This window comes from Ekhidna algicida (genome assembly GCF_051379705.1).
GTDB lineage: Bacteria > Bacteroidota > Bacteroidia > Cytophagales > Cyclobacteriaceae > Ekhidna.
The window spans coordinates 1,180,494-1,203,145 of the sequence record NZ_CP179868.1; the positions used below are offsets into that span (position 1 = coordinate 1,180,494).

At 40.2% G+C, this 22,652-nt stretch carries 20 protein-coding genes and 1 riboswitch; of the genes, 10 read left to right on the top strand and 10 right to left on the bottom strand.

The genetic code is table 11. The features are described 5' to 3' along the window. Nucleotides 1–5 precede the first annotated feature (5 nt). Both gatB and alaS read right to left on the bottom strand, forming a co-directional pair. On the bottom strand, nt 6–1,463 hold the full coding sequence (gene gatB / locus ACL8WY_RS04945; protein WP_436517316.1) for an Asp-tRNA(Asn)/Glu-tRNA(Gln) amidotransferase subunit GatB: 1,458 nt from the start codon (nt 1,461–1,463) through the stop codon (nt 6–8). Next, a complete protein-coding gene (gene alaS, locus ACL8WY_RS04950; RefSeq protein WP_436517317.1) occupies nt 1,464–4,079 on the bottom strand; it encodes an alanine--tRNA ligase in 2,616 nt (871 codons plus the stop codon). A gap of 139 nt (nt 4,080–4,218) precedes the next feature. On the opposite strand from alaS, the gene ACL8WY_RS04955 reads away from it, so the two are divergent. From ACL8WY_RS04955 to dprA, 4 genes are all read left to right on the top strand, one after another. Next, nucleotides 4,219–5,202 carry a M23 family metallopeptidase gene (locus ACL8WY_RS04955; protein ID WP_436517318.1) on the top strand — a complete coding sequence of 328 codons (984 nt, stop codon included), beginning with the start codon at nt 4,219–4,221 and terminating at the stop codon, nt 5,200–5,202. A 68-nt stretch (nt 5,203–5,270) separates the two neighbouring features. Beyond that, complete coding sequence (locus tag ACL8WY_RS04960) at nt 5,271–6,458, top strand: CapA family protein (protein WP_436517319.1); 1,188 nt, start codon at nt 5,271–5,273, stop codon at nt 6,456–6,458. A gap of 17 nt (nt 6,459–6,475) precedes the next feature. Next, nucleotides 6,476–6,814: a MerR family transcriptional regulator gene (locus ACL8WY_RS04965; RefSeq protein ID WP_436517320.1), complete on the top strand. Its 339-nt coding sequence runs from the start codon at nt 6,476–6,478 to the stop codon at nt 6,812–6,814. A 3-nt stretch (nt 6,815–6,817) separates the two neighbouring features. Continuing rightward, nucleotides 6,818–7,918: a DNA-processing protein DprA gene (gene dprA / locus ACL8WY_RS04970; RefSeq protein ID WP_436517321.1), complete on the top strand. Its 1,101-nt coding sequence runs from the start codon at nt 6,818–6,820 to the stop codon at nt 7,916–7,918. Here dprA and ACL8WY_RS04975 read toward each other — a convergent pair. Genes ACL8WY_RS04975 through ACL8WY_RS04990 form a run of 4 tightly spaced genes read right to left on the bottom strand, consistent with a single transcriptional unit; the run spans nt 7,911 to nt 13,380 of the window. Beyond that, on the bottom strand, nt 7,911–8,756 hold the full coding sequence (locus ACL8WY_RS04975) for a hydroxymethylglutaryl-CoA lyase (RefSeq protein ID WP_436517322.1): 846 nt from the start codon (nt 8,754–8,756) through the stop codon (nt 7,911–7,913). The two genes, dprA and ACL8WY_RS04975, sit on opposite strands and share 8 nt — an antisense overlap. Nucleotides 8,757–8,792: 36 nt before the next feature. Continuing rightward, nucleotides 8,793–9,746, bottom strand: a complete 954-nt coding sequence (gene metF / locus ACL8WY_RS04980) for a methylenetetrahydrofolate reductase [NAD(P)H] (protein WP_436517323.1) — start codon at nt 9,744–9,746, stop codon at nt 8,793–8,795. Continuing rightward, nucleotides 9,743–12,382 (bottom strand): methionine synthase, encoded by a 2,640-nt coding sequence (metH, locus tag ACL8WY_RS04985; protein ID WP_436517324.1) that lies wholly within the window; start codon nt 12,380–12,382, stop codon nt 9,743–9,745. Before metH ends, metF begins: the two co-directional genes overlap by 4 nt. Further along, nucleotides 12,379–13,380, bottom strand: coding sequence for a homocysteine S-methyltransferase family protein (locus ACL8WY_RS04990; RefSeq protein WP_436517325.1), 1,002 nt, complete (start codon nt 13,378–13,380; stop codon nt 12,379–12,381). Before ACL8WY_RS04990 ends, metH begins: the two co-directional genes overlap by 4 nt. A 45-nt stretch (nt 13,381–13,425) precedes the next feature. Next, nucleotides 13,426–13,538, bottom strand: a riboswitch (SAM riboswitch). A gap of 223 nt (nt 13,539–13,761) precedes the next feature. On the opposite strand from ACL8WY_RS04990, the gene ACL8WY_RS04995 reads away from it, so the two are divergent. Both ACL8WY_RS04995 and ACL8WY_RS05000 read left to right on the top strand, forming a co-directional pair. After that, on the top strand, nt 13,762–15,399 hold the full coding sequence (locus ACL8WY_RS04995; RefSeq protein ID WP_436517326.1) for a T9SS type A sorting domain-containing protein: 1,638 nt from the start codon (nt 13,762–13,764) through the stop codon (nt 15,397–15,399). Between the two features lie 65 nt (nt 15,400–15,464). Next, nucleotides 15,465–16,370, top strand: a complete 906-nt coding sequence (locus tag ACL8WY_RS05000) for a Ppx/GppA phosphatase family protein (protein WP_436517327.1) — start codon at nt 15,465–15,467, stop codon at nt 16,368–16,370. 54 nt (nt 16,371–16,424) lie between these two features. On the opposite strand, the gene ACL8WY_RS05005 is transcribed toward ACL8WY_RS05000, so the two are convergent. Then, nucleotides 16,425–18,479, bottom strand: a complete 2,055-nt coding sequence (locus ACL8WY_RS05005) for a helix-turn-helix domain-containing protein (RefSeq protein WP_436517328.1) — start codon at nt 18,477–18,479, stop codon at nt 16,425–16,427. 205 nt (nt 18,480–18,684) lie between these two features. Between ACL8WY_RS05005 and ACL8WY_RS05010 the strand changes: the two genes are divergently transcribed. The 3 genes from ACL8WY_RS05010 to ACL8WY_RS05020 are packed head-to-tail and all read left to right on the top strand — an operon-like array spanning nt 18,685 to nt 20,844. Continuing rightward, the gene (locus ACL8WY_RS05010; protein ID WP_436517329.1) at nt 18,685–19,266 is read left to right on the top strand and encodes an ankyrin repeat domain-containing protein; all 582 of its coding nucleotides are present in this window, start codon (nt 18,685–18,687) and stop codon (nt 19,264–19,266) included. Further along, on the top strand, nt 19,263–20,399 hold the full coding sequence (locus ACL8WY_RS05015; RefSeq protein WP_436517330.1) for an acyltransferase family protein: 1,137 nt from the start codon (nt 19,263–19,265) through the stop codon (nt 20,397–20,399). The genes ACL8WY_RS05010 and ACL8WY_RS05015 overlap by 4 nt, the downstream gene beginning before the upstream one ends. A 13-nt stretch (nt 20,400–20,412) precedes the next feature. Further along, nucleotides 20,413–20,844 carry a GNAT family N-acetyltransferase gene (locus tag ACL8WY_RS05020; RefSeq protein ID WP_436517331.1) on the top strand — a complete coding sequence of 144 codons (432 nt, stop codon included), beginning with the start codon at nt 20,413–20,415 and terminating at the stop codon, nt 20,842–20,844. On the opposite strand, the gene ACL8WY_RS05025 is transcribed toward ACL8WY_RS05020, so the two are convergent. Then, a complete protein-coding gene (locus ACL8WY_RS05025; RefSeq protein WP_436517332.1) occupies nt 20,845–21,138 on the bottom strand; it encodes a hypothetical protein in 294 nt (97 codons plus the stop codon). 96 nt (nt 21,139–21,234) lie between these two features. On the opposite strand from ACL8WY_RS05025, the gene ACL8WY_RS05030 reads away from it, so the two are divergent. Then, the gene (locus ACL8WY_RS05030) at nt 21,235–21,756 is read left to right on the top strand and encodes a tetratricopeptide repeat protein (RefSeq protein WP_436517333.1); all 522 of its coding nucleotides are present in this window, start codon (nt 21,235–21,237) and stop codon (nt 21,754–21,756) included. 50 nt (nt 21,757–21,806) lie between these two features. Here the strand turns inward: ACL8WY_RS05030 and ACL8WY_RS05035 are convergent, their stop codons facing one another. Both ACL8WY_RS05035 and ACL8WY_RS05040 read right to left on the bottom strand, forming a co-directional pair. Beyond that, nucleotides 21,807–22,319 (bottom strand): DsrE/DsrF/DrsH-like family protein, encoded by a 513-nt coding sequence (locus ACL8WY_RS05035; RefSeq protein ID WP_436517334.1) that lies wholly within the window; start codon nt 22,317–22,319, stop codon nt 21,807–21,809. Between the two features lie 18 nt (nt 22,320–22,337). After that, nucleotides 22,338–22,646, bottom strand: a complete 309-nt coding sequence (locus tag ACL8WY_RS05040; protein WP_436517335.1) for a TusE/DsrC/DsvC family sulfur relay protein — start codon at nt 22,644–22,646, stop codon at nt 22,338–22,340. Nucleotides 22,647–22,652: the final 6 nt, after the last annotated feature.

Here is a 22,652-nt window from a genome sequence, read left to right on the forward strand (position 1 = left end):
ATTAACTAATTCTTTTTCTGCAACGCATCTATTAAGAGATCGTTCATTTTTTTTGGATCCGCTGTTCCCTTGGTTCTCCTCATCACCTCCCCCATAAACATACCCAACAAATTTTTCTTTCCATTTTGATAAGCTTTAACCTTATCAGGAAAGGCATCTAAGACTTGTAAAATTACATCTGAAAAATCATCTTCTGTACTTAACTCAATTTCAAGATCATTCAAAACTTCTTTTACAGATTTTGTTTGATGAATGAGCGCTGGATAAACATTGTTTCGGGCGATGGATGAATTAAGTGTCCCGTCTTCTATCAAATCAACTAAATCTGCTAATTGATCAGAACTAAGTGGCATTCGAATGAGATCCGCAGGTTGCTCATTCAGAGTAGATTTAATCGAACCCATAACCCAATTTGCCACACGTTTATAATGCGTTGTTTTTTGACACGTCTCGTTGAAGAATTTTGCAATTTCCAGATCATCCGTTAGAACCGCAGCGTCGTAATATGATAGTGAATATTCCGTTTGAAACTTATTTCTAAACTGCCTCGGTGTATCAGGCATCTCGTTCCTTATCTCGTTCAACCATTGCTCTGAAACTTCAAATGGACTTAGGTCAGGTTCGGGGAAATAGCGATAATCATTTAGTTCTTCTTTTGCTCTCATACTGGCCGTCGTACCCTTATTTGCATCGAACAAGCGCGTTTCTGATATCACTTCTTTTCCTTGTTCAATGAGTAGAATCTGTCGCTTCATTTCAAACTCAATGGCGCGTCCTACATTACGGATCGAGTTCATATTTTTGACTTCTACTTTTTTGCCAAGTTGTGTTTCTTCATATTTCTTAACTGAAATATTCGCATCACACCGAAGAGATCCTTGCTCCATATTTCCGTCACAAATCTCGAGGTAGCGTACCATTCGCCGAATTTCTGCGAGCAATACCATTGCTTCCTCTGCGGTTGAAATTACGGGTTCAGTTACAAGCTCAATTAACGGTACGCCGGCACGATTCAAGTCAATCAGTGAATCATTTGATTGTTCATCGTGAATTGACTTACCCGCATCTTCCTCCAAATGAATACGATTGAGTTTAATGCTAACTTCAGATTGATCTTTTAGCTGCACAGCAATTTCACCGCCTATACATATTGGTGTCTGATCTTGTGTAGTCTGAAAACCTTTGGGTAAATCCGGGTAGAAATAGTTCTTTCTATCAAAAATGCAGTATCTGGAAATCTCGCTATTGCATGCTAGTCCCATACGGATTGCGTATTCAACGGCCTTTTTATTCAACCGTGGCATAGTGCCTGGATGAGCAAGCGTAATCACACTCACATTGGTATTTGCAGGCTGTCCATATGCGGTTGAATCGGATGAGAAAAGCTTACTTTTTGTAGCCAACTGAACGTGAACCTCAAGTCCGACAACAAGTTGATAGTCGCTATTAACCTTCTCTTCCATTTAAGAAGCTTCGATCATCTCTTTCCCAAGCTTTAGCGCTTCATCCAGTCCGGAAAGGTCTTTGCCTCCGGCAGTGGCATAGAAAGGCTGCCCTCCGCCACCACCTTTAATGGCACTTGCCATTTTTCGAATAATTTCATTAGCATTCATACCATTCTGGACCAAATCATCAGCTAACATCACAGTGAGCATTGGCTTTGAATTGATATCGGCTGCTATCAGAAGCACCAGGTTATCTACTTCACGCTTTAGCTCAAAAGCAATCTGCTTCATGCTATCTGCAGATGGAAATTCACCTTTGTAGGTAATTAAGCTTTTTCCATTCACCCCAACTGCTGAACTCTTTAGTTGATTTTTAATTTGACCAGCTTGTTGCTGGTTCATTTCTTCAATCTTCTTCTGATTGGATAGGTTTTCTTTTACCAGGCTTTCGATCGTCTTTTTAAGATCCTTAGGATGCTTTAGCATCTCTTCTACTTCGGCAAGGAGTTCTAGTTTTTGAGCATAATATTTTTCTGCTTGCAACGAGGTGACAGCCTCAATCCTTCTTACCCCAGCTGCACTCGATCCCTCACTGACTATTTTAAACATCCCGATATTTCCAGTACGAGGAACGTGAGTGCCGCCGCATAGTTCTACGGAATAGTTTTTATCAAAAGTGATTACCCGAACAAAATCACCATACTTTTCACCAAACAGTGCCATTGCACCCATTTTTTTCGCTTCATCTATTGGCACATTTTGCTTTTCATTCAATTCAATATTGGCTCTGATTTTTTCGTTTACCATTCGTTCTATTTCTTCAATTTCCTCATCTGACACCTTAGCAAAATGAGAAAAATCGAATCGTAAGATTTTATCATTAACAAGTGATCCTTTTTGCTGAACATGATCTCCAAGCACCTGACGAAGTGCAGCGTGAAGCAGGTGAGTTGCAGAGTGATTGTTTTCTGTCAGCCTTCTTCTACTCTCATTGACTACAGCGCGTACTTCTCCATCTATCTGCTGAGGAAGCTTCTTCACAAAGTGCACGATAAGATCGTTTTCCTTCTTTGTGTCAATCACCTCAATTTTCACCTCTCCGAACTGCAAATAGCCTGTATCGCCAACCTGACCTCCACTTTCGGCATAGAACGGTGTTTTTTCGAGTACAATTTGATAATGGACTTTATCTTTTTGCTTCACCTCCCTGTAACGCATAACCTGAGTGGCTGCCTGTGTATCGGTATATCCAAGGAAAACAGTCTCCTCACCTTCATTCACAACCGTCCAATCACCTGTTGTTTGCTTTCCAACGCTCTTAGATCGATTCTTCTGAACCTCCATTTCTTTTTGAAAGCCCTGCTCATCAACTTCCATATTGTTTTCTCGAGCTATCAGTGCTGTTAAATCCAGTGGAAATCCATAGGTATCATAAAGCTCGAAAGCGGTTGATCCTTCTATCACTTTGGCATTACCAGATGTAATTGTGTCCAATTTTTTTAATCCATTATCTAATGTTCGAAGGAAAGAGAGTTCTTCCTCTTTGATCACCTTGGCAATGAAGTCTTTCTGTTCGGTAAGTTCAGGGAAGACACCATCAAATTGATCGACAAGAATGTCGAGCATCTCGAAAAGGAATGGTTCTTTAAATCCAAGAAAAGTGTATCCATACCTCACCGCCCTGCGCAAAATTCTACGAATAACATATCCGGCTTTATTGTTGCTGGGCAGCTGTCCGTCAGCTATGGTGAAAGAAATCGCTCTTATGTGATCTGAAATAACACGAATTGCGATATCTGTTTTTTCATCTTTGCCGTACTCGACACCAGCTTTCTTTGCCACCCATTGAATCAAAGGCTGAAATACATCTGTATCATAATTTGACTGCTTGCCTTGAATCGCCATAGCCAGACGCTCAAAACCCATCCCGGTATCTACATGCTTCTCCGGAAGATTTTCTAAACTTCCATTGGCTAGTCTGTTGTATTGAATAAAAACAAGATTCCAGATTTCAACCACCTGGGGATGATCCTGATTCACCAAATCTTTTCCTGGTGCTTTATCAACTTCACTTTGTGGTCTTAAATCAATATGAAGCTCGGAACATGGCCCGCAAGGTCCTGTATCGCCCATTTCCCAAAAATTATCCTTTTTGTTGCCATTTAGTACCCGCTCTTCAGGTAGGAATTGCATCCAAATTTCCTTCGCCTCAGTGTCCTGGTCAAGATTTTCGCTGCTATCTCCCTCAAAAATTGTGGCGTAAAAACGATCTTCCGGAAGATTAAAACGGTCTACCAACAATTCCCACGCCCATTCAATGGCCTCCTTTTTGAAATAATCGCCAAAAGACCAGTTTCCGAGCATTTCAAACATCGTATGATGATAGGTATCAATACCTACCTCTTCCAGATCATTGTGCTTACCAGAGACACGCAAACATTTTTGTGTGTCAGAAACTCTTTTGTTTTCCGCAACTTTATTGCCCAAAAAATAGTCTTTAAACTGATTCATGCCTGCATTTGTAAACATGAGAGTAGGATCATTTTGTACCACAATAGGCGCAGAAGGAACAATTTTGTGAGTTTTGCTTTCGAAAAAGTCGAGGAAAGTTTTCCTGATTGCTTTGGAATCCATTTAGGAATGAAAAATTAGAATGTTACTGTAAAATCTTGTAATTATGAAAAAATCTCAAATATCCGTAAATTGCAGCGGTAATTTGTAAACCACCAGCAAAATGCATTTTACAAAATTACGATAATTACCCTATCAACCCATGGCTAAAATTAAGTACTACTATGACACTGAATCTTGCCGGTATGAGCGCATCAAAGTCTCTTCCTGGGACATTGTGATTAACCTGTTAGGATTCCTCGTAGTTTCTTCCATTATTGGATTAGGAATTTTTTTTGTCACCGATCACTACTTTGAATCACCAGCAAAAGCTTCTCTACGAAAAGAAAACGAGGAACTCAAACTATACTACGAGCTTTTAGAAAATGATCTTGAAGAAGCCAATAACATGCTGGCTGTTCTCGAAGAGCGCGATGATGACATCTATCGAGTCGTATTTGGTGTGGAGCCTATTCCTGGTGAAATTAGATCTGCCGGGGTTGGAGGATCGAATCGTTACCGAGAGCTTTTGGAGAAAGGTCTGGAGCGTGAAGAATTGATTCTTAACAATATGCAACGTATTGATAAGCTCAAAAAGCAGATGTACATCCAAACCAAATCTTATGATGATATCATGAGCATGGCGAGAGATAAAGAAGCGCTGCTTGCTAGCATGCCTGCAATTCAGCCTGTATCAAACAAAGAGTTAAAAAGGCTTGCCTCAGGTTTCGGCTATCGAATGCACCCGATTTACAAAGTACGAAAAATGCATACAGGTACAGACTTCTCACTTCCAACTGGTACTCCTGTATATGCAACCGGGGATGGTCAAATAGTTTATACTAAAACCAAGTTTTCCGGATATGGAAAACATATCAAAATAAAGCACGGATTTGGGTATCAAACACTTTATGCGCATTTAAGTGAGTTTATAGTAAAACCTGGACAGAAAGTAAAAAGAGGTCAGGTTATTGGATACTCGGGTAATACCGGAGGTTCTACTGCTCCTCATTTACACTATGAAGTAATCAAAGACAATAAGAAAGTAAATCCAGTTAATTTCTTCTATCAGGATTTGAGTGATGAAGAATATGCTGAAGTACTGAGACTTTCATCTTTGGAAAATCAGTCTATGGGTAACTATTAGGTTATTAAGAAATTAAAAGTGAAGCGGTTGGTCAATTTGGCCAACCGCTTTTTTTATTTTGCAGGACAATGAAATCGCGTTACCTGTTTTTACTTTTTGGTGTGGCTTTGGCCTGCAAGACCGCAAAGCCAATTGCAGATAGCTCCGATGACCAACTGGATGTTATTGAAACTCTTTTAGAAGCTGAACATGATTCAGTATATCTAATCACTCAGGCTGGCGATACATTGTCAAGTTTAGATGAGGAGGTAGAAATATCGCTCAGCAGAGTGCTTCCAGATACAGTAACCATTGCGGCTGTTGGTGATATTATGGTTGGGACAAATTTTCCAAACACCTCCTACTTACCAAAAGACACCGCAAAATATTTATGGAATCATGTGCGTCCTTTTCTTCAGCAGGCGGACATTACGTTTGGGAATTTGGAAGGAACAATCTTAAATGATGGTGGGGAACAAAAGGAATGTAACAATCCGAAACTCTGCTATCTCTTTAGATCTCCAGAGTATCTGGCTGAAAATTTTCGAGAGAATGGTTTTGATTTGATGAGTGTCGCAAACAATCATGCAAATGATTTTGGAGCAACCGGCAGAAAGAATACCCAACGAGTACTTGATTCATTAGAAATTGCTCATGCAGGCTCAATCGATCAACCTTATGTGATTACAAAAATTGGTCAACTCAAAATTGGTTTTTGTGCTTTTGCACCAAATAGAGGAACGGCCAGCATTCATCAATACGAAAACATGAGATCTACAATTCAATTACTGGATTCACTTACCGATATTGTCATAGCTTCATTTCACGCAGGAGCTGAAGGATCCAAACATCAGCATGTTACTCGAAAAAGAGAGTTTTACTACGGTGAGGATCGTGGGAATGTATACGAGCTTTCTCACATGATGATTGACAATGGTGCTGATGTGATTTTAGGCCATGGCCCGCACATTGTTCGAGCGATAGAGGTTTACAAAGAGCGAATCATCGCCTACAGTCTTGGAAATTTCTTGACATACGGAAGATTTAATTTAAGAGGCTTAGCTGGCGAAGCTCCCCTTCTGGAAGTCCAAATGGATGCTTCAGGAAGGTTTTTGCAAGGTAAGATTCATGCGTTCAGACAAAGTTATTCGCTCGGTCCAAGAAATGATTCTAATCTTTCTTCGATAAAAACAATCCAACGATTATCTTTGGAAGACTTCCCTGAAAATCCGGTGATGATAAATGCGAGTGGAAGTATCGAGTATAAAGAAAACTAAAAGCCTACTCACCTACAGTGCCCTACAAGGAAAAGGAAATTGAAAAGAAGTACTACACCATCGGCGAAGTTGCCGACGAGTTAGGTGTAGCCACTTCTCTTATCCGTTTTTGGGAAGGAGAGTTTGATAACATCAAGCCTAAGAAAAACCGAAAAGGCAACAGGCAATTCACAAAAGACGATCTTCAGAACGTCAAACTTATCTACCACCTAGTTAAGGAAAAAGGATACACACTCCAGGGAGCACGTGACTTCATCGCCAACGGCGGTGAGACAGCTTCAGACAAAATGGAGATGATAGAATCCCTGAAAAAAATCAGAAAATTCCTTACCGAACTCAAAAACGAACTACAATAATCCATGTCGGAAGATTTGATCTTCCAGCTTTCACTCGAGCTTATCCCAGGTGTGGGGAGCAGAGGAACCAAACAGCTTATAAGCTATTGTGGATCAGCAGCTGACGTTTTCAAAGCTCCAAAAAGCAAGTTGCTCAAGATCCCTGGGGTAGGAGAAAAGATGGCGAACGTCATATCTTCTGCAAGCCCTTTCAAGGAGGCTGAAGGAATTTTAAAGTCTGCCGATAATATTGGAGCTGAGGTGCTTCATTACAGCAATCCTTTATACCCTCGTCGCTTAAAACAGACCCCTGATTCCCCAAATATCATTTATAAGAAAGGTTCAGGTGATCTGAACCCAGAAATGTCCATTGCAATTGTAGGTACGCGTAAGGCAACAGTATATGGAAAAACCATTACGGATAAGATCGTTTCTGACCTGAGTGCGCTGAACATAACTATTGTAAGTGGATTGGCTTATGGCATAGACATTCAATCGCATAAGGCATCTTTGAAAAATCAAATTTCAACTTTTGCCGTTTTAGCTGGCGGATTGGATCGCATTTATCCGTCCGTGCATAAAAAGTATGCCGAGCAGATGCAGGAGACTGGAGGAATTATTTCAGAAAGTCCACCAGGCACAAAACCAGACCCACACTTATTTCCAGCTAGGAACAGAATAATCGCGGGCATGACGGATGCAACTATCGTAGTTGAAGCAGCGGCGAAAGGTGGAGCATTGATTACTGCTCATATAGCAGATTCTTATGATCGACTTGTTTTTGCAGTTCCGGGAGACGTTGGACATACTTATTCAGAAGGCACCAATAGATTAATAGCAACTCAACGTGCATTGATTTATACAGGTGTGGAAGACCTGCTTTACAACTTGAATTGGAATCTTAAAGCGGATAAGGATGATGAATTAAGAATCATACCTGAACTGAATGCTGACGAACAATCAATTTTTGATCTCCTCTCACAAAATCGCTCACCTATAGAAATAGATCTAATTGCGCTGCAAACACAAATTCCCATCAATCAGGTAGCTTCACATCTTTTAAGTTTGGAGTTTAAGAACTTGGTAAAGAGTTTACCTGGAAAAAAGTTTGGACTCGTTAATTGAATACTTCAGAGCTTTGAGCCAATGCCTGATTAAAAGCATCCAGATCCAAGCCTGTTTCAATGTCATTGGAGGAAAAATACTCAAGCATTTTTTCAGTTGCCATATTGCCTGTTAAATCGTCCTTTGCCATAGGGCATCCTCCAAATCCTTTGATTGCACCGTCCATCCTTCTGCAGCCTGACTCGTAAGCAGCCTCCACCTTTTCGGCAATGGTATCTGGTGTTGAGTGTAAATGGGCTCCAAACTCTATGTGAGGGAATTTTGGAATCAGAGTAGTAAACAAGGTTGAAATCTTCGATGGATTAGAAACACCAATGGTATCAGCCAGAGAGATAATCTGTACTTCCATTTTGTCAAGTCTATCAACGAATTCTCCCACATAGTCCATTTCATATGGATCATCGTATGGATTCCCAAATCCCATTGACAAGTACACCACCAACACTTTTTCATGATCTTCGGAAAGCTCCTGCATTTCTGCAAGATCGTTGAAAGCATCATTAATCGAACGGTTGGTATTTCGCTGCTGAAAGGTTTCTGATAAAGAAAGTGGGTAGCCTAAATAATTGATTTCATCAAACTGGCAGGCATCTTTGGCTCCACGGATATTAGCCACAATAGCCAAGAGCTTCGATCGGGTTTCCGATAGGTTCAATCCCTCTAAAACAGTTGCTGTATCTCGCATTTGTGGAATGGCTTTGGTAGACACGAAGCTTCCGAAATCAATGGTATCAAAGCCAACCTTGAGGAGTTGGTTGATGTAGTTGATCTTGGTTTCAGTAGGAATGAAGTCATGCAAGCCTTGCATGGCGTCTCTCGGACATTCAACAATTTTCATGGAGCTGTTTGGGGTAATGGTTAATTGAGTTCAAAGCTAAAAAAACTCCTTCGCTATCCGATGGATTGCATCTGATTTTCCCATACTGTAAAAATGAAGGACTGGAACTCCTGCATCGATCAATTCACGACATTGTTGAGTTCCCCATTCGATGCCCAATTCTCTTACGGCAGCATTGTCTTTACATTTTCCAATTTCCTGCTCAAGCTCATCGGGCAAGTCAATTTTGAAAATATTGGGCAGAATGGTGAGGTGTTTTTTAACTGCTACTGGTTTTATACCCGGAATAATGGGTACGTTGATGCCAATGGCTCTACAATCATCTACAAACTTGAAGTAAGCCTTATTATCAAAAAACATCTGCGTCACAATATATTCAGCTCCCAATTCTACTTTTTTCTTCAACCACTTAAGATCGAAATTCATATTCGGAGCTTCAAAGTGCTTCTCGGGATAGCCCGCCACGCCGATACAAAAATTTGATGGAATAGCATTTTGCAGTTCTTCATCCAGGTATTCACCTTTATTCATCGCAGCAATTTGTTCCACTAAGTCAGATGCATAAGCATTGCCATCGGGTTCTGGCTTGAACTCTCGCTCAGACTTAATATTATCTCCACGAAGTGCCAATACATTATCTATTCCTAAAAAATCAAGATCAATCAATGCGTTTTCAGTTTCTTCTTTAGAAAACCCACCGCAGATAATATGTGGAACAGCATCGATCTGGTAGTGATTTTGAATAGCCGCACATATACCTACTGTTCCAGGTCGCTTTTTAATACTTCGCTTTTCCAAAAGACCGTTTTCACGCTCTTTATATACGTACTCTTCTCGATGATAAGTGACGTCAATAAATGGAGGTTTGTACTCCATCAATGGATCTATTTGATCAAAAAGATTTCGAATACTATCTCCTTTTTTTGGGGGAATGATTTCCAGTGAGAACAAAGTGCTATCTGCTTCCTTAATATGATCAACTACCTTCATTGTTTATAACTTAAATTCGGAGCAAGCCATTTTTCAACTTCCTCAACCTTCATTTGTTTTCTTTTTGCATAATCTTCCACCTGGTCTCTTCCAATCTTGCCTAGCCCAAAATATTTGGAATCAGGGTGAGCGAAATAGAAGCCACTTACTGATGATGCTGGATACATAGCAAATGATTCGGTGAGTTTTATTCCGGCATTTTTTTCTACTTCGAGCAGATCAAACAATGTTCTTTTCTCCGTGTGATCAGGGCAGGCAGGATAGCCGGGCGCCGGGCGAATACCTTCATACTTCTCCTTGATTAGATCTTCATTTGACCACTTCTCATCGGAGGCATATCCCCAAAGATCTTTTCTGACTTTTTCATGCATCAATTCGGCAAATGCCTCAGCTAGTCTATCGGCTAGTGCCTTGACCATGATTTCTTTATAATCATCGTGATCTGCTTTGTATTTCTCAATCAACTTTTCAATACCAATTCCAGCTGTTACTGCAAATCCACCCATGTAATCTTTTTGAGAAGGATTAATGAAATCCACTAGTGAAAGGTTAGGAATATTTGGAGCTTTTTTTCCCTGCTGCCTGAGAAAGTGAAATTGCTTGTTTTGATTAACCACCTCCACGTCATCACCGGTTCTCTTTACTTCAAATAATCCGACTACTGCATTGGCGTGGAGTGATTCATTCTCAATGATTTCGTCAAGCATATACTGTGCGTCTTCAAATAGCTTTTTTGCTTCCTTTCCCACCGTTGGATTTTCGAAAATAGCCGGGTACTTTCCTTTGAGCATCCAGGTAGAAAAGAAAGGCGTCCAGTCGATATATTTCCTAATTTCCGATAAATCGTAGTTTTCGAAAATGGTAATTTCTTCTTTATTGGGTCGGGTTGATTTCTGACCCGACCAATCTATTGGACTCGAATTACTCTTTGCTTGCGTATATGAGATGTAGTTTTTGGTCTCGTTTCTTAAGGCATGTGAAGCTGCCAGCTCCCTGTATTCCGACTTGATCAGCTCACTAAATTCTGGAGATCGATCGCTCAGTAAACTTGTGGATACACCTACACTTTTAGATGCATCCAATACATGAACCACTGTTTTATCATACTTTGGAGCAATTTTCACGGCCGTGTGAATTCTAGAGGTTGTAGCTCCTCCTATTAGTAGCGGAGTATTCATGTTTCTGCGCTTCATCTCTTCTGCCACATATACCATCTCATCAAGTGATGGAGTAATTAGTCCACTTAGTCCGATGATATCGGCATTGATTTCTTGAGCCCGATCCAATATTTTGTCAGCAGGCACCATCACTCCCATATCCTCAATTTCAAAATTGTTGCATGCCATCACTACTCCTACAATATTTTTTCCAATATCATGCACATCCCCCTTTACGGTTGCTAAAAGGATCTTACCTCTAGCATTGCCTGAGGCTTTCTCTTTTTCTAAATATGGTGTGAGGTAAGCAACCGATTTTTTCATGACTCGAGCGCTTTTCACTACTTGCGGAAGAAACATTTTACCGCTACCAAAAAGGTCGCCAACCACATTCATTCCATCCATTAGAGGTCCTTCAATCACTTTTAAAGGGCTATCATACTTTTGTCGAGCCTCCTCTGTATCCGCTTCAATAAAATCCACAATTCCTTTTACCAAAGCATGAGAAAGCCTTCCTTCAACATCTGTTTCTCTCCAACTCAGATCTTCCACTTTTTGCTTGCCTGAGCCCTTTACATTTTCGGCAAAAGTCAGCAAACGTTCCGTTGCATCTTCTCTCCTATTCAGCAAAACATCTTCAACACGTTCCAGTAAATCCTTGGGAATTTCATCGTATACCTCGATCATCCCGGCGTTGACAATTCCCATATCCATTCCTGCCATGATACCATGATACAGGAATGCTGAATGCATCGCTTCCCTAACCACATTATTTCCACGAAACGAAAAAGAAACATTACTTACTCCGCCACTGATTTTAGCACCTGGCAGGTTTTGTTTAATCCACGTAGCAGCGTTGAAAAAATCAACTGCATTATTATTATGTTCTTCAATTCCTGTGGCAACAGGGAAAATGTTTGGATCGAAAATGATATCCTGTGGCGGAAATTTTACCCGATCAACTAAGATTCTGTAGCTTCTCTCACAAATCTCAATTCGCCTCTCATAGCTGTCAGCTTGTCCTCTTTCATCAAAAGCCATGACGATAATCGCGGCTCCATATCGTTTCACTTTCGTAGCCTGCTCTATAAATTCTTGTTTTCCTCCCTTGAGGCTGATGGAGTTGACCACCCCTTTCCCTTGAATGCATTGTAATCCAGCTTCGATGATTTCCCACTTGGATGAATCAATCATTATTGGGATTCGGGCAATTTCGGGCTCAGACGCTATGAGGTGGAGGAATTTAATCATGGCTTTTTTCCCATCTAGCATGCCCTCATCCATGTTTACATCCAAGATTTGAGCACCACCTCTTACTTGATCAAGTGCTACTTCCAGTGCTTCATCATATTTATCTTCTGCTATAAGTCTGGCAAAGCGTTTAGAGCCAGTCACATTTGTTCGTTCGCCAACATTTACAAAATTGGTTAGCTCCGTAACTATTAGGGGTTCAAGCCCGGATAGAACTAGTGGTTTCATGCTATTGCTTCCCTTCTTCTTGGTTCGTACTCTGCAGCCAACTGAGCAATTTCTTTAATATGCTCTGGGGTGGTTCCACAACATCCGCCGATAATATTGATCAGTCCCTCATCTAGAAACTCTTTTATTTGCTGTGCCATCATTTCTGGTGATTCATCGTATAGACCGAATTCGTTGGGAAGTCCCGCGTTGGGGTGTGCACTCACGAAAAAATCAGACTTATCTGCCAGTGTTTTGAGGTAAGGTCTTAGCTGAGCTGCACCCAAAGCGCAGTTTAATCCAACACTTAAAAGATCCATGTGAGAAATAGATATTAAAAATGCCTCCGTAGTTTGACCCGATAGTGTTCGGCCAGAAGCATCTGTAATGGTACCCGAAACCATCACAGGAATCTCAATATTCCGCTCTTCATTTATCTCCTCTATTGCAAAAAGCGCAGCTTTGGCATTAAGCGTGTCAAACACAGTTTCCACCAAAAGCATGTCTACTCCACCATCAATCAAAGCTTCAGCTTGCTGCCTATATGCCACTTTCAATTCCTCAAAAGTCACAGCTCTAAATCCAGGGTCATTCACGTCTGGTGACAATGATGCCGTACGATTGGTTGGTCCCATAGAACCTGCAACAAAACGTGGTTTGCCTGGATTGTTGTGAGTAAACTCATCTGCTACATCGCATGCAATTTTTGCGGATTGATAGTTCAATTCGTAGACAAATTCTTCCAAACCATAATCAGCTTGAGCGATGGTCGTGCTTGAAAAAGTATTTGTTTCTGCTATATCAGCTCCCGCTTTAAAATACTCGGAATGAATGTCTATAATTATATCCGGCCTTGTAATTGAAAGTAGATCATTATTTCCCTTCAAAGAATGTGGATGATCTTTAAGTCTCTCTTCTCTAAAGTCGCCTTCTTCAAGGTTATGACGTTGAATCATAGTGCCCATTGCTCCGTCGAGTACCAGGATTCTTTTATATAATGTATCTATTAATTTCTTCATTCTCTGGGTTAAAGCTTACTTACCAGAGAAAGTTCCGTACGGATTCGCTCATCTGCCCTGCTACTTGCAGGATGGGAAGTAGCACCGAAAATTGCTCGCTGGCAATCAGGTTGCTAAGACGTCATCAGGCCCAATCCCTCGGTCTTTCTTGATAAGTGATGCAAATATAATCAGCTTCATTATAATAGCTGCTTAATTAACGGGGAGCATCAATACTGGCATAACTATAATGCTTAGTGGCGACAATCAGATTCATTTTGTACACCCATAGTACACCTCTCTATTTTTTTGATGATACGCTACAGAATTTTCTTTGTAGACAGTCAAAATCTACACCCTTCATCCTTGTTATAGATCAGTATCACTAAAAACTAAATTATTATGAAATCTACTTTTTTTAAGAACGGATTTTTTGCATTCTTTTTATTATCATCTGGATTGCTAAATGCACAGACATGGGTTGGTGGAGGTTCAAACTGGAATGATCCTGCAAACTGGACACCAGGCTTACCTTCAAATGGATCTACTATATATATTAATGGAAATTTAGCTATTGTAGATGTTGTCTCCGACTTTAGGCCAGATCAAATACATATCCAAAACGGAGGAGAGTTAAGGATTGCAAATACACTTGATATTGGTGGTGAGATGTATACCTATGTTTCTGGAAGTAATAGCAAACTGGCAGTAGTATCTGGAGGTCTTTTTACTTCTGAGTTCATCACTGTGACCAATGGTGGTGAAATAGAAATAACCGGAGGGGAACTTGATGTATCCGATAAGTTGTCAATGACTGATGCAACGCTCACTATTTCTGGTGGTCTTCTAGATAACAATGGTGTTGAAGGAGAGGGTGAGCAATTAATTCTTACCAATTCTACATTTAGCATGACAGGAGGTGAAATTCAATCTAATAGTAGCATAATTGTTACAGGTGGAACTTTTACCATGGAAAGCGATGCTACGCTTACTGTCACAAATGAAAATAGAAATTTAGAATTCCATGATGCCGCTGCTAACCTAGATGGTACAATCGACCTTAATGATGATCCTGATTTAAATTACTGGGGAGATCTTTCACTATATGGAACATCAGTTGTTGATCTGCAAGCTGATTTAGTTATGAATATTGATGATCTGATTTTAAACGATGACGGGCAAAGTTCTACACTAAATATTTATGGGAGTCTAGTCACTTTTGATGATTTATTATTCGATCAAGATCTACCGGGTGATGTACCGAATGATGTAGACAGAATTATTATAAAAGATGGTGGAAGTTTAGACATTCAGGACCGGTGGAAAGGTGCTGATGCTCTTAACTCAGGAAGTGGTATCCATGTTGAGAGTGGAGGAACTTTGAACATTAGTATTATTGAGATGATGACAGCCGAGGAGGCTTACGGGACAGTTGTCACAAGTGATGATGGAGCTAACGTGACCTTGGAAGGCGAGCCGGCGCTACCAGTAGAGCTGCTTTATTTTGAAGGAGAGAAAACAGAGAATGAGATCTATTTAAAATGGTCTACAGCTGTAGAAATAAACAATGACTATTTTGAAGTGTTAAAATCTACAGATGGTCAAAACTTCTATTCTATTACTAAAATTAATGGATTTGGGAACTCAAATAATATAGTTGAGTATTCATTTGCAGATTTGGATGTATCCAATGGCAATTACTTTTATCAACTGAAACAAGTTGATTTCAACGGGGAGTTTGAGTATCATCAAATTATTTCTATTTCCTTTTCTATTCAGGAGGATAAAATATCTGTATTTCCAAATCCAGTAACTACTGATCAATTTAAAATATCTGCAAATCGCACTATTTCTCAGCCTGTTTTGACAATTTATTCCACGGAAGGTGGGATTGTACATGAGAGGAAATTAAGTTCTAATAATCGGTGGACCATCAATCAATCAGAAGCTAACCTTCCAAGAGGTGTTTATATACTAATAGTACATGATGAGGCCAATGGTACCATAATGAAATCCACCAGAATTTCAATTGCTAATTAAGACCTCTCTGTTTATTACCTTCAATTATCAGTTGGTTGGAATTAGAATCTACTAATTTTAACCGTATGAAATTGGCTGCCATTGATATTGGATCAAATGCCGTAAGGCTGCAAATCACTCGCGTCTTGGAGTATGAAAAACTCATTACTTTCAAAAAGCTGGAGTATGTTAGGTTCCCTCTTAGACTTGGACATGATGTTTTTTCAGAAGGAAAAATTAGCGAATACAATATTGAGCGGTTTTTCAAATTAATGACTGCTTTTAAAAATCTGATTGATCTCTATGAGATTGATGCTTTTTATGGATGTGCCACATCTGCAATGCGTGAATCAGAAAATGGGCATGCAATAGTAGAGAAAGTGCGCCATGAGCTTGATCTCCCGATTCAAATTATTTCTGGTGATGAAGAAGCCGAAATGATAAATAAAGTTATCCTTCAAGGTTTAGATGATGGTCATTACATACATATAGATGTAGGTGGTGGCAGCACTGAGCTTAACATCTATGAAAATCATGAGAAAGTATATTCTCATTCATTTAAAATTGGTTCAGTTAGAACTCTGGAAGGAAGAGACTCTCCTGAAGCCTGGCAAGAAATGCGTAACTGGGTAATAAAATATGCATTCAAAAAGGGAGAAAAAATCACCGCAGTTGGAACAGGTGGGAATATTAACAAGCTATTCGAACTCTCACGCTCAAATCCCAAATCTCGAAAGATGAGCTTAGAAACACTCATGAAAACTCAGGATGTATTAAAGAATCTCACATTAGAGGATCGTCTAAATAAACTTCAATTGAATCCTGATCGAGCAGATGTCATTGTACCCGCATCGGATATATATGTCTCAGTTATGAGGTCAGCCAAAGCAAAAAATATCATTGTTCCGGACGTGGGTCTTAAAGATGGCATCAACTACCACATGTATCAAACGCATCACCCTGAAAGTGATAAGGTGTTTGTGAAAAATTGACCTTATTTCTCTGAATCAAAAAAGAATTTTGGGCGGTTCAAGGAGCCGCCTTTTTTATATCACTCCCTCTTCTTCCAGCAGCTTTCTTAACTCCTTATGCTGAGTCCAAAAATTTTCGGTGATAATATTTAGAGTTTCTTTAAAGTCAGGATGATCAGAGAGTTGAAGTATCATAGGATCCTTATCAAGGAATAAAATCAACCAATAGAAGTAATCCTTTTCCTCTGTGAAGGCCTTGAAATATTCCATCCCTTTTTCTACTTCTCCCTGGTTGGCATAGTACGCGCATAAATTTAAACTACGGTAGATTGTCTGATCGTTTTGCGCATGAATAAAAAACTTCTTATAGAACTCATCCGCTTCTTCTTCTCTCCCGAGCTGATCCAATACAAATGCGATTTTAGCATCTTCTGCATTGTAGATATCCAGATCGAACATTTCTTTGATTAATAGGAATTTGTCATAGTATTTCCATGCTTCCTCATAATCTTCCATCGTATAGCACACCTTGCCTATTTCCTGGAGGATGTCTACGCGCATGGTATCTTTTTTCCATGTAGCAATGAGTTCTTCTTTGGCGCGTTGCAAATCAAAATTCTGAGCCAATCTAAGGTAGATGTATACGTATTCAGAAAATAGATTATCTGGATTGTATGCCAGTGATTTTTGTAGATACTGCTCTGATTCCTTGATAAATCCCGTTTCAATCAATGCATTCCCTAAATGAAGATAGGTATAGCTAGCTTCTACAGAATCCTGATCTGAAATTGCATATCGAATTCCTTTTAAAGCATGTTTGAGGTATTGCTCCGTATTTGGCAGATAGTCTGTATAAATACTGGATAGCCTATTGTGCACCCAGCTCGAATTTGGGCTATAAGTCAGTACTTTTTCAAAGTAGCTTACCGCTAATTCATATTGCTCATCCTGCATGTAGAATAGTGCTTTTGCGATCAGGCTTTCCGGCAATTCTTCATCATACAAAAGGGCTTTGTCGGCGTAGGTATTTATCTCTACACCATACTTTTTTACGGCTTGGAAAAGATCGAGGTAGTAGTAACAAATAGCTATGTATGCGTGAGCCAGCGCAAATTGTTGATCTTCATTAATGGCTTTCTCGAAGTATGATATGGCTTCAACTAAACCGTCAGGGGTTTTGGTGTTGTTTGTTAAGTCCAGGCCTTTGAGGTAATAATCGTAGGCCACAGCATTTTCGGTTGGAATCTTTTCGATTCGCTTTCGCTCTTCGGGTGTAACGATTACCTGTATTTTATCTGCAATGTTTTTGGCTACCTCTTGCTGAAGTTCGAATATATCCGTCACCTCTCGCTGATACTGTTGAGACCAAACGTGACGATCGTTTTTAGCGTCTATCAACTGGATGGTGAGCAATATTTGATTACCGACTTTTTGGCCGCTCCCCTCCACGAAATAGCTGACATTCAGTTCGCGAGACAGTTCGGGAATGGTCTTTACCGCATTTCTGTATTTTTCCACAGTGGTCCTGCTGGTCACGTCCAAATCCTCAATCTTCTGAAGATTATCCAGGATTGTTTCCATCAGTCCATTGATGATATACACGTTGGATGAATCATTGCTATCATTTTTAAATGGCAGTACTGCGATCGATTTATCTAACTCAACAAGCTCGCCGGATTCTCTGGTAAGCAAAACCGCCGAAATAATCGCGATAAGTGAACCTATGATTATTAGAAGCCTGGCTTTTGATCGACTCCCTTTTACTTCACCTAAAGTTTCGGTTTCTTCTACTACTTGACTTTTCTCTTCCCCTGGCGGATATCCAAATGTCTCACGAAAGCATTTTGTGAAATAGGAAGTACTGTTAAAGCCAACTTTGAATGAAACTTCTGAGACTGTAAGTGAATCATCTCTTAGAAACTGCTTGGCATGGTGCAGACGCACTTGTCGGATAAAGACACTCACAGAGAGTCCCGATAAGCTTTTCACCTTTCTTAGCAGATTGGATCGGCTCATGTTCAGCTGTTGTGCCAAATCAGGAACCTCAAAATGTTCATCGGCTAATTTTTCCTCAACAATAGCTATAACCTTTTGCAGGAAATCGTTTTCAGGATGCAGAAAATCAGCCATATGCGTTGAGCTTAAGTAGCAACAATGATCGTCAAATAAACACCCTTCAGCAACACAAATTGGGACTTATGCATCATAGTTTATAGTACTGACTCATAGTTACAAGAGAAAATTCATAGTTGACAAATCTTGTCTCATACCTGATAACTCTCCCCCTGCTTCCTTTCTGACCTTTGTATCATCAAAAATTAAAAACACAATAACGATGAAAACATTAAAAATGAAATCCTTTAGAAAATCCATATCGGCTTACTTGCTTGTAGCACTAATAAGCCTTACCGCGTGTGACACGAATGGTCAAAAATCAACATCTGAAGATAGCGCGCCTAAAATGACCTTGCATGAAGCAGCTTTCATGGGAAATTTAGATGCACTTAAAGCACACGTTACCGCTAAATCAGATCTTGATGAGAAAGATCAGTATGGGTCCGCACCTTTAAGTATTGCTGCAGTTTTTGGAAAGCCTCAAGTAGCCGAACTACTTATTAAAGCTGGAGCCGACCTGAATGTAAAAAGTGCCGATGGCTCAACACCTCTGCATTCCGCTTCATTCTTTGGAAGAACTGAAATCTCTAAAATGCTACTGAACAATGGTGCAGATATCAATATCAGAAACAACTATGGTTCTACCGCATTGGAAACCATCTCGGCTCCATTCGAAGATATGAAGCCATTCTATGATCAAATCAGTAAAGACTTGGGTCCCTTGGGTTTAAAGCTTGACTATGATCAAATTGAGAAGGCGCGTCCGGTGATCGCTGAAATGATAAAAAGCAGCGCGCAATGATTGCTGAAAGACGACACGATATTGACTGGCTGAGAGTCATTGCGATTGGGCTACTGCTGATTTATCATGTAGCCATCGCATTTCAGCCATGGGGCGTGTTCATTGGCTTTATTCAAACCAATGAACCTATTGAAGCCATTTGGATACCCATGTCCATGTTGAATATCTGGAGGATACCACTATTATTCTTTGTCTCAGGTATGGGTGTATGGTTTGCGATACAGCGAAGAGATTGGAAGCAACTCATAGCAGAACGATCAAGACGCATATTGCTACCTTATATTTTCGGGATTCTAGCTATTGTCCCGCTGCATGTTTTACTGTGGCAGGATTATTACCATCAGGAGATTTCATACATGCCTCATCCTGCACATCTGTGGTTTCTTGGAAACATATTTGTGTACGTGCTGGTGCTGTCACCTCTGTTTTTCTATTTGAAACGAAATAGTCAAGGTGTGATTGGACAACGCATCAGGAAAGTGTTGGGCAATCCATGGAGCCTTATACTCTTGATGATTCCATTTATTGTTGAGGGAATACTTGTAGCGCCTCAAGAATATGAAATGTACGCGATGACGTGGCATGGCTTTGCTTTGGGATTTATCGCCTTCTTAACCGGATTCTGCTGCGTTTTCGCCGGAACTACTTTTTGGAACAATGTGAAAAAACAACGGTGGATATTATTCGCCCATGCTTTCGCCTTCTATCTAATCAGGTTACTATTTTTCGAACTTAGGACTCCAGACTATTTGATGGCTGTAGAATCATGTCTTTGGATTTTTACTGTATTTGGATTTGGCTATAAATATCTGAATCGTCCAAGCAGGACTTTGACATATCTCAGTCAGGCGGCATATCCTGTATATATCATCCACATGATATTCATTTATATAGCTACCTATATACTATTTCCAATGAATATAAACTCATTTGGGACATTCATAGTCGTCAACATTTTCACGTTCGCAGGGAGCATGCTGACGTTTGAGTTGATCAAACGAGTACGTTTTTTGAGGCCGCTTTTTGGCTTACAATATCAACGGAGATATGATAAATTTGATAAAACAACCTCCTCAAAAGCCTATGATTCACCTGGAAACGGAAAGATTGATATTCAGGCAGTGGAAAGCTGATGATTTTCAGAAGATGGCAATGTTTTTTTCCAAAGAAGAAAATGCACGCTTTGTTGGTGGAGTAAAAAATTCAGAAGACTCATGGCGCCTGATGGCCACCTACATTGGGCACTATGAGCTGATGGGTTACTCCTATCTGGCCCTGGAAGAACGAACGTCTGGAATTCTCATTGGCACCATCGGTTTATGGAATTCCGAACCCTGGCCGGAACCCGAGCTTGGCTATTGGCTTTTGCCAGAGGCGCAAGGCAAAGGTTTCGGAGTTGAAGCTGGAATCAGAGTAAAGGATTATGCGTTGAACGAGCTCAAAGTTGATTCACTTGTCAGCTACATCGATGGCTCCAATGAACCTTCCAAAAAGCTTGCGGTCAAGCTTGGAGCCCGACTTGATCAAACGATTGACCTGCTGGATTTTGGTCCGCATGAAGTCTATCGGTACCGATAATCAGGCTCCGATCATTTGCCAAATAATTTGCTTGCGATGACTTGACAGCTCTTGCACTTCTATCCTTAGTGGATTCATTTTTATCTGGATCACAACTCTCGCATTACCCAGTCGATCTTTTTCAGCAGGAACTCCTTCTTCGTTTAAATAATGATCCAATGGGCTCAATTCATCGAATGGGAAGTGATTGTTGTAAACAGCCATGAGTTTTTCTTTCAGATAATTTCCATAGGTAGATAATACCAATTTGCGGCTGATTTTAGGTGTATTTATGTTTTGTGTAGTAGTTTCCATATTGTGCTTAATTAATAGGCAATTCAGTAGAGTAGGCAACGTGTAAGTGGTATGCCCCTAAATTCAATGGAAAACTAAAATCGAAAACATTGTCGCATGAAACAGAAAAAAGAGCCAAATCAACGATTCAACCCATGGAAAATCGTCATACTATTAGCACTATTGGGTTCTATTTCTTGGGTGATATGGACGCTGGCTAAACCATCCACTCCTGATGAACTCTACGCTGAATATTTTGAACCTTATATCATCCAAACAACTCCCAGAGGTTTGATTGAAGATACCGACCTCTACATGTTAGGAACCATTCATTACCGAGACATGGCGTATGATTCAGCAATTTCAAAGTTCGAAACTCAACTTGAAGAAACTCCTGACGATTACAGGTCACAATTGATGTTAAGCATCAGTTACATGGCGATCAAAGATTTTACCGCTGCTGAAGATGTTCTCCTACAGTTGGTGAATGATCCCAATCACCTTTTTCAGGATCAGGCTCGGTGGTATTTAGGTCTTCTGTATTTGACTGATGAGGATGAAGCGAATGATGATAAAGCGGCTGGACATTTTGAGGAAATAGAAGACAAAGCTCTTTTGAAACAGATAAGTGATATATAAAAAAAGGGCTCCTATTCAAGAACCCTTTTGAATCTAATCCTATATAAATCCTATATAAATATGATCTGAGACCCTTCTTCTTGTCCGCGTTCATAAAAATCACCTACAGTCAACACATCATCTAACTCTTCCCAGAGGTCTTCTTTCTTAAGATGGAACATATCCATTGCCAGCTTGCAAGCGAACACTTTACCTCCGGATGCTTTATAGATCTCCAGAAATTCACTCACTGGTGGAATGTCCAATTTGTCCATCTCTCGTTTCATCATGGCACTTGCCAGTGTTTCCATCCCTGGCAATCCACCGATCATGGTCGGAATATGCATGCCGGGGTTTCCCACTGTGGCTACATGCAGGTTATCCATCTTTTTGGGCTGCAGCATTTCCAAACCAAAAAACGTGCAAAATATTTCAGAATCGAGACCTTCCATCCTGGCACCATTCGCCAGAATCAATGCTGCGTACACAGAATCTATCGTAGCTTTGGAATTGATGATCATCAACTTTTTCAGTGCTTTCTTCTTCTTTTTTGTTTCCTTTTCAGGAGCTTGTACTGTTTCCATTTTCGTAATATTTTAAGTTTATATACAACTTGCAGGCTTAGGAATTCCCGCGATGCGAGAGGCTCTTTTCAGCGGTCCACCGGGGAATAATTGATAGAATTCTTTGATGTCTACAATCCCGGATTTACCAATTCGCCTTATGGTCAGGGCTGTGCCTTTTACTTGCTCCTCTCGGAGGTACTGCAAAATTTCAAAATGACGATCGGTCAGTTCAATTTCTTCCTCCGCAGCAATCTCTTTTGCAATCTCTTTATCCCATTGATCCATATCTAACAGGTATCCTTGCTCATTTACTTCCACTGGTCTATTTGCAATTAGTGTTTCCATTTTCTT

Coding starts and splice junctions, on each gene's coding strand:
- gatB (WP_436517316.1), bottom strand. CDS start 1,463: ATGGAAGAGAAGGTTAATAGCGACTATCAACTTGTTGTCGGACTTGAG.
- alaS (WP_436517317.1), bottom strand. CDS start 4,079: ATGGATTCCAAAGCAATCAGGAAAACTTTCCTCGACTTTTTCGAAAGC.
- ACL8WY_RS04955 (WP_436517318.1), top strand. CDS start 4,219: ATGGCTAAAATTAAGTACTACTATGACACTGAATCTTGCCGGTATGAG.
- ACL8WY_RS04960 (WP_436517319.1), top strand. CDS start 5,271: ATGAAATCGCGTTACCTGTTTTTACTTTTTGGTGTGGCTTTGGCCTGC.
- dprA (WP_436517321.1), top strand. CDS start 6,818: ATGTCGGAAGATTTGATCTTCCAGCTTTCACTCGAGCTTATCCCAGGT.
- ACL8WY_RS04975 (WP_436517322.1), bottom strand. CDS start 8,756: ATGAAAATTGTTGAATGTCCGAGAGACGCCATGCAAGGCTTGCATGAC.
- metF (WP_436517323.1), bottom strand. CDS start 9,746: ATGAAGGTAGTTGATCATATTAAGGAAGCAGATAGCACTTTGTTCTCA.
- metH (WP_436517324.1), bottom strand. CDS start 12,382: ATGAAACCACTAGTTCTATCCGGGCTTGAACCCCTAATAGTTACGGAG.
- ACL8WY_RS04990 (WP_436517325.1), bottom strand. CDS start 13,380: ATGAAGAAATTAATAGATACATTATATAAAAGAATCCTGGTACTCGAC.
- ACL8WY_RS04995 (WP_436517326.1), top strand. CDS start 13,762: ATGAAATCTACTTTTTTTAAGAACGGATTTTTTGCATTCTTTTTATTA.
- ACL8WY_RS05000 (WP_436517327.1), top strand. CDS start 15,465: ATGAAATTGGCTGCCATTGATATTGGATCAAATGCCGTAAGGCTGCAA.
- ACL8WY_RS05005 (WP_436517328.1), bottom strand. CDS start 18,479: ATGGCTGATTTTCTGCATCCTGAAAACGATTTCCTGCAAAAGGTTATA.
- ACL8WY_RS05010 (WP_436517329.1), top strand. CDS start 18,685: ATGAAAACATTAAAAATGAAATCCTTTAGAAAATCCATATCGGCTTAC.
- ACL8WY_RS05015 (WP_436517330.1), top strand. CDS start 19,263: ATGATTGCTGAAAGACGACACGATATTGACTGGCTGAGAGTCATTGCG.
- ACL8WY_RS05020 (WP_436517331.1), top strand. CDS start 20,413: ATGGCAATGTTTTTTTCCAAAGAAGAAAATGCACGCTTTGTTGGTGGA.
- ACL8WY_RS05025 (WP_436517332.1), bottom strand. CDS start 21,138: ATGGAAACTACTACACAAAACATAAATACACCTAAAATCAGCCGCAAA.
- ACL8WY_RS05030 (WP_436517333.1), top strand. CDS start 21,235: ATGAAACAGAAAAAAGAGCCAAATCAACGATTCAACCCATGGAAAATC.
- ACL8WY_RS05035 (WP_436517334.1), bottom strand. CDS start 22,319: ATGGAAACAGTACAAGCTCCTGAAAAGGAAACAAAAAAGAAGAAGAAA.
- ACL8WY_RS05040 (WP_436517335.1), bottom strand. CDS start 22,646: ATGGAAACACTAATTGCAAATAGACCAGTGGAAGTAAATGAGCAAGGA.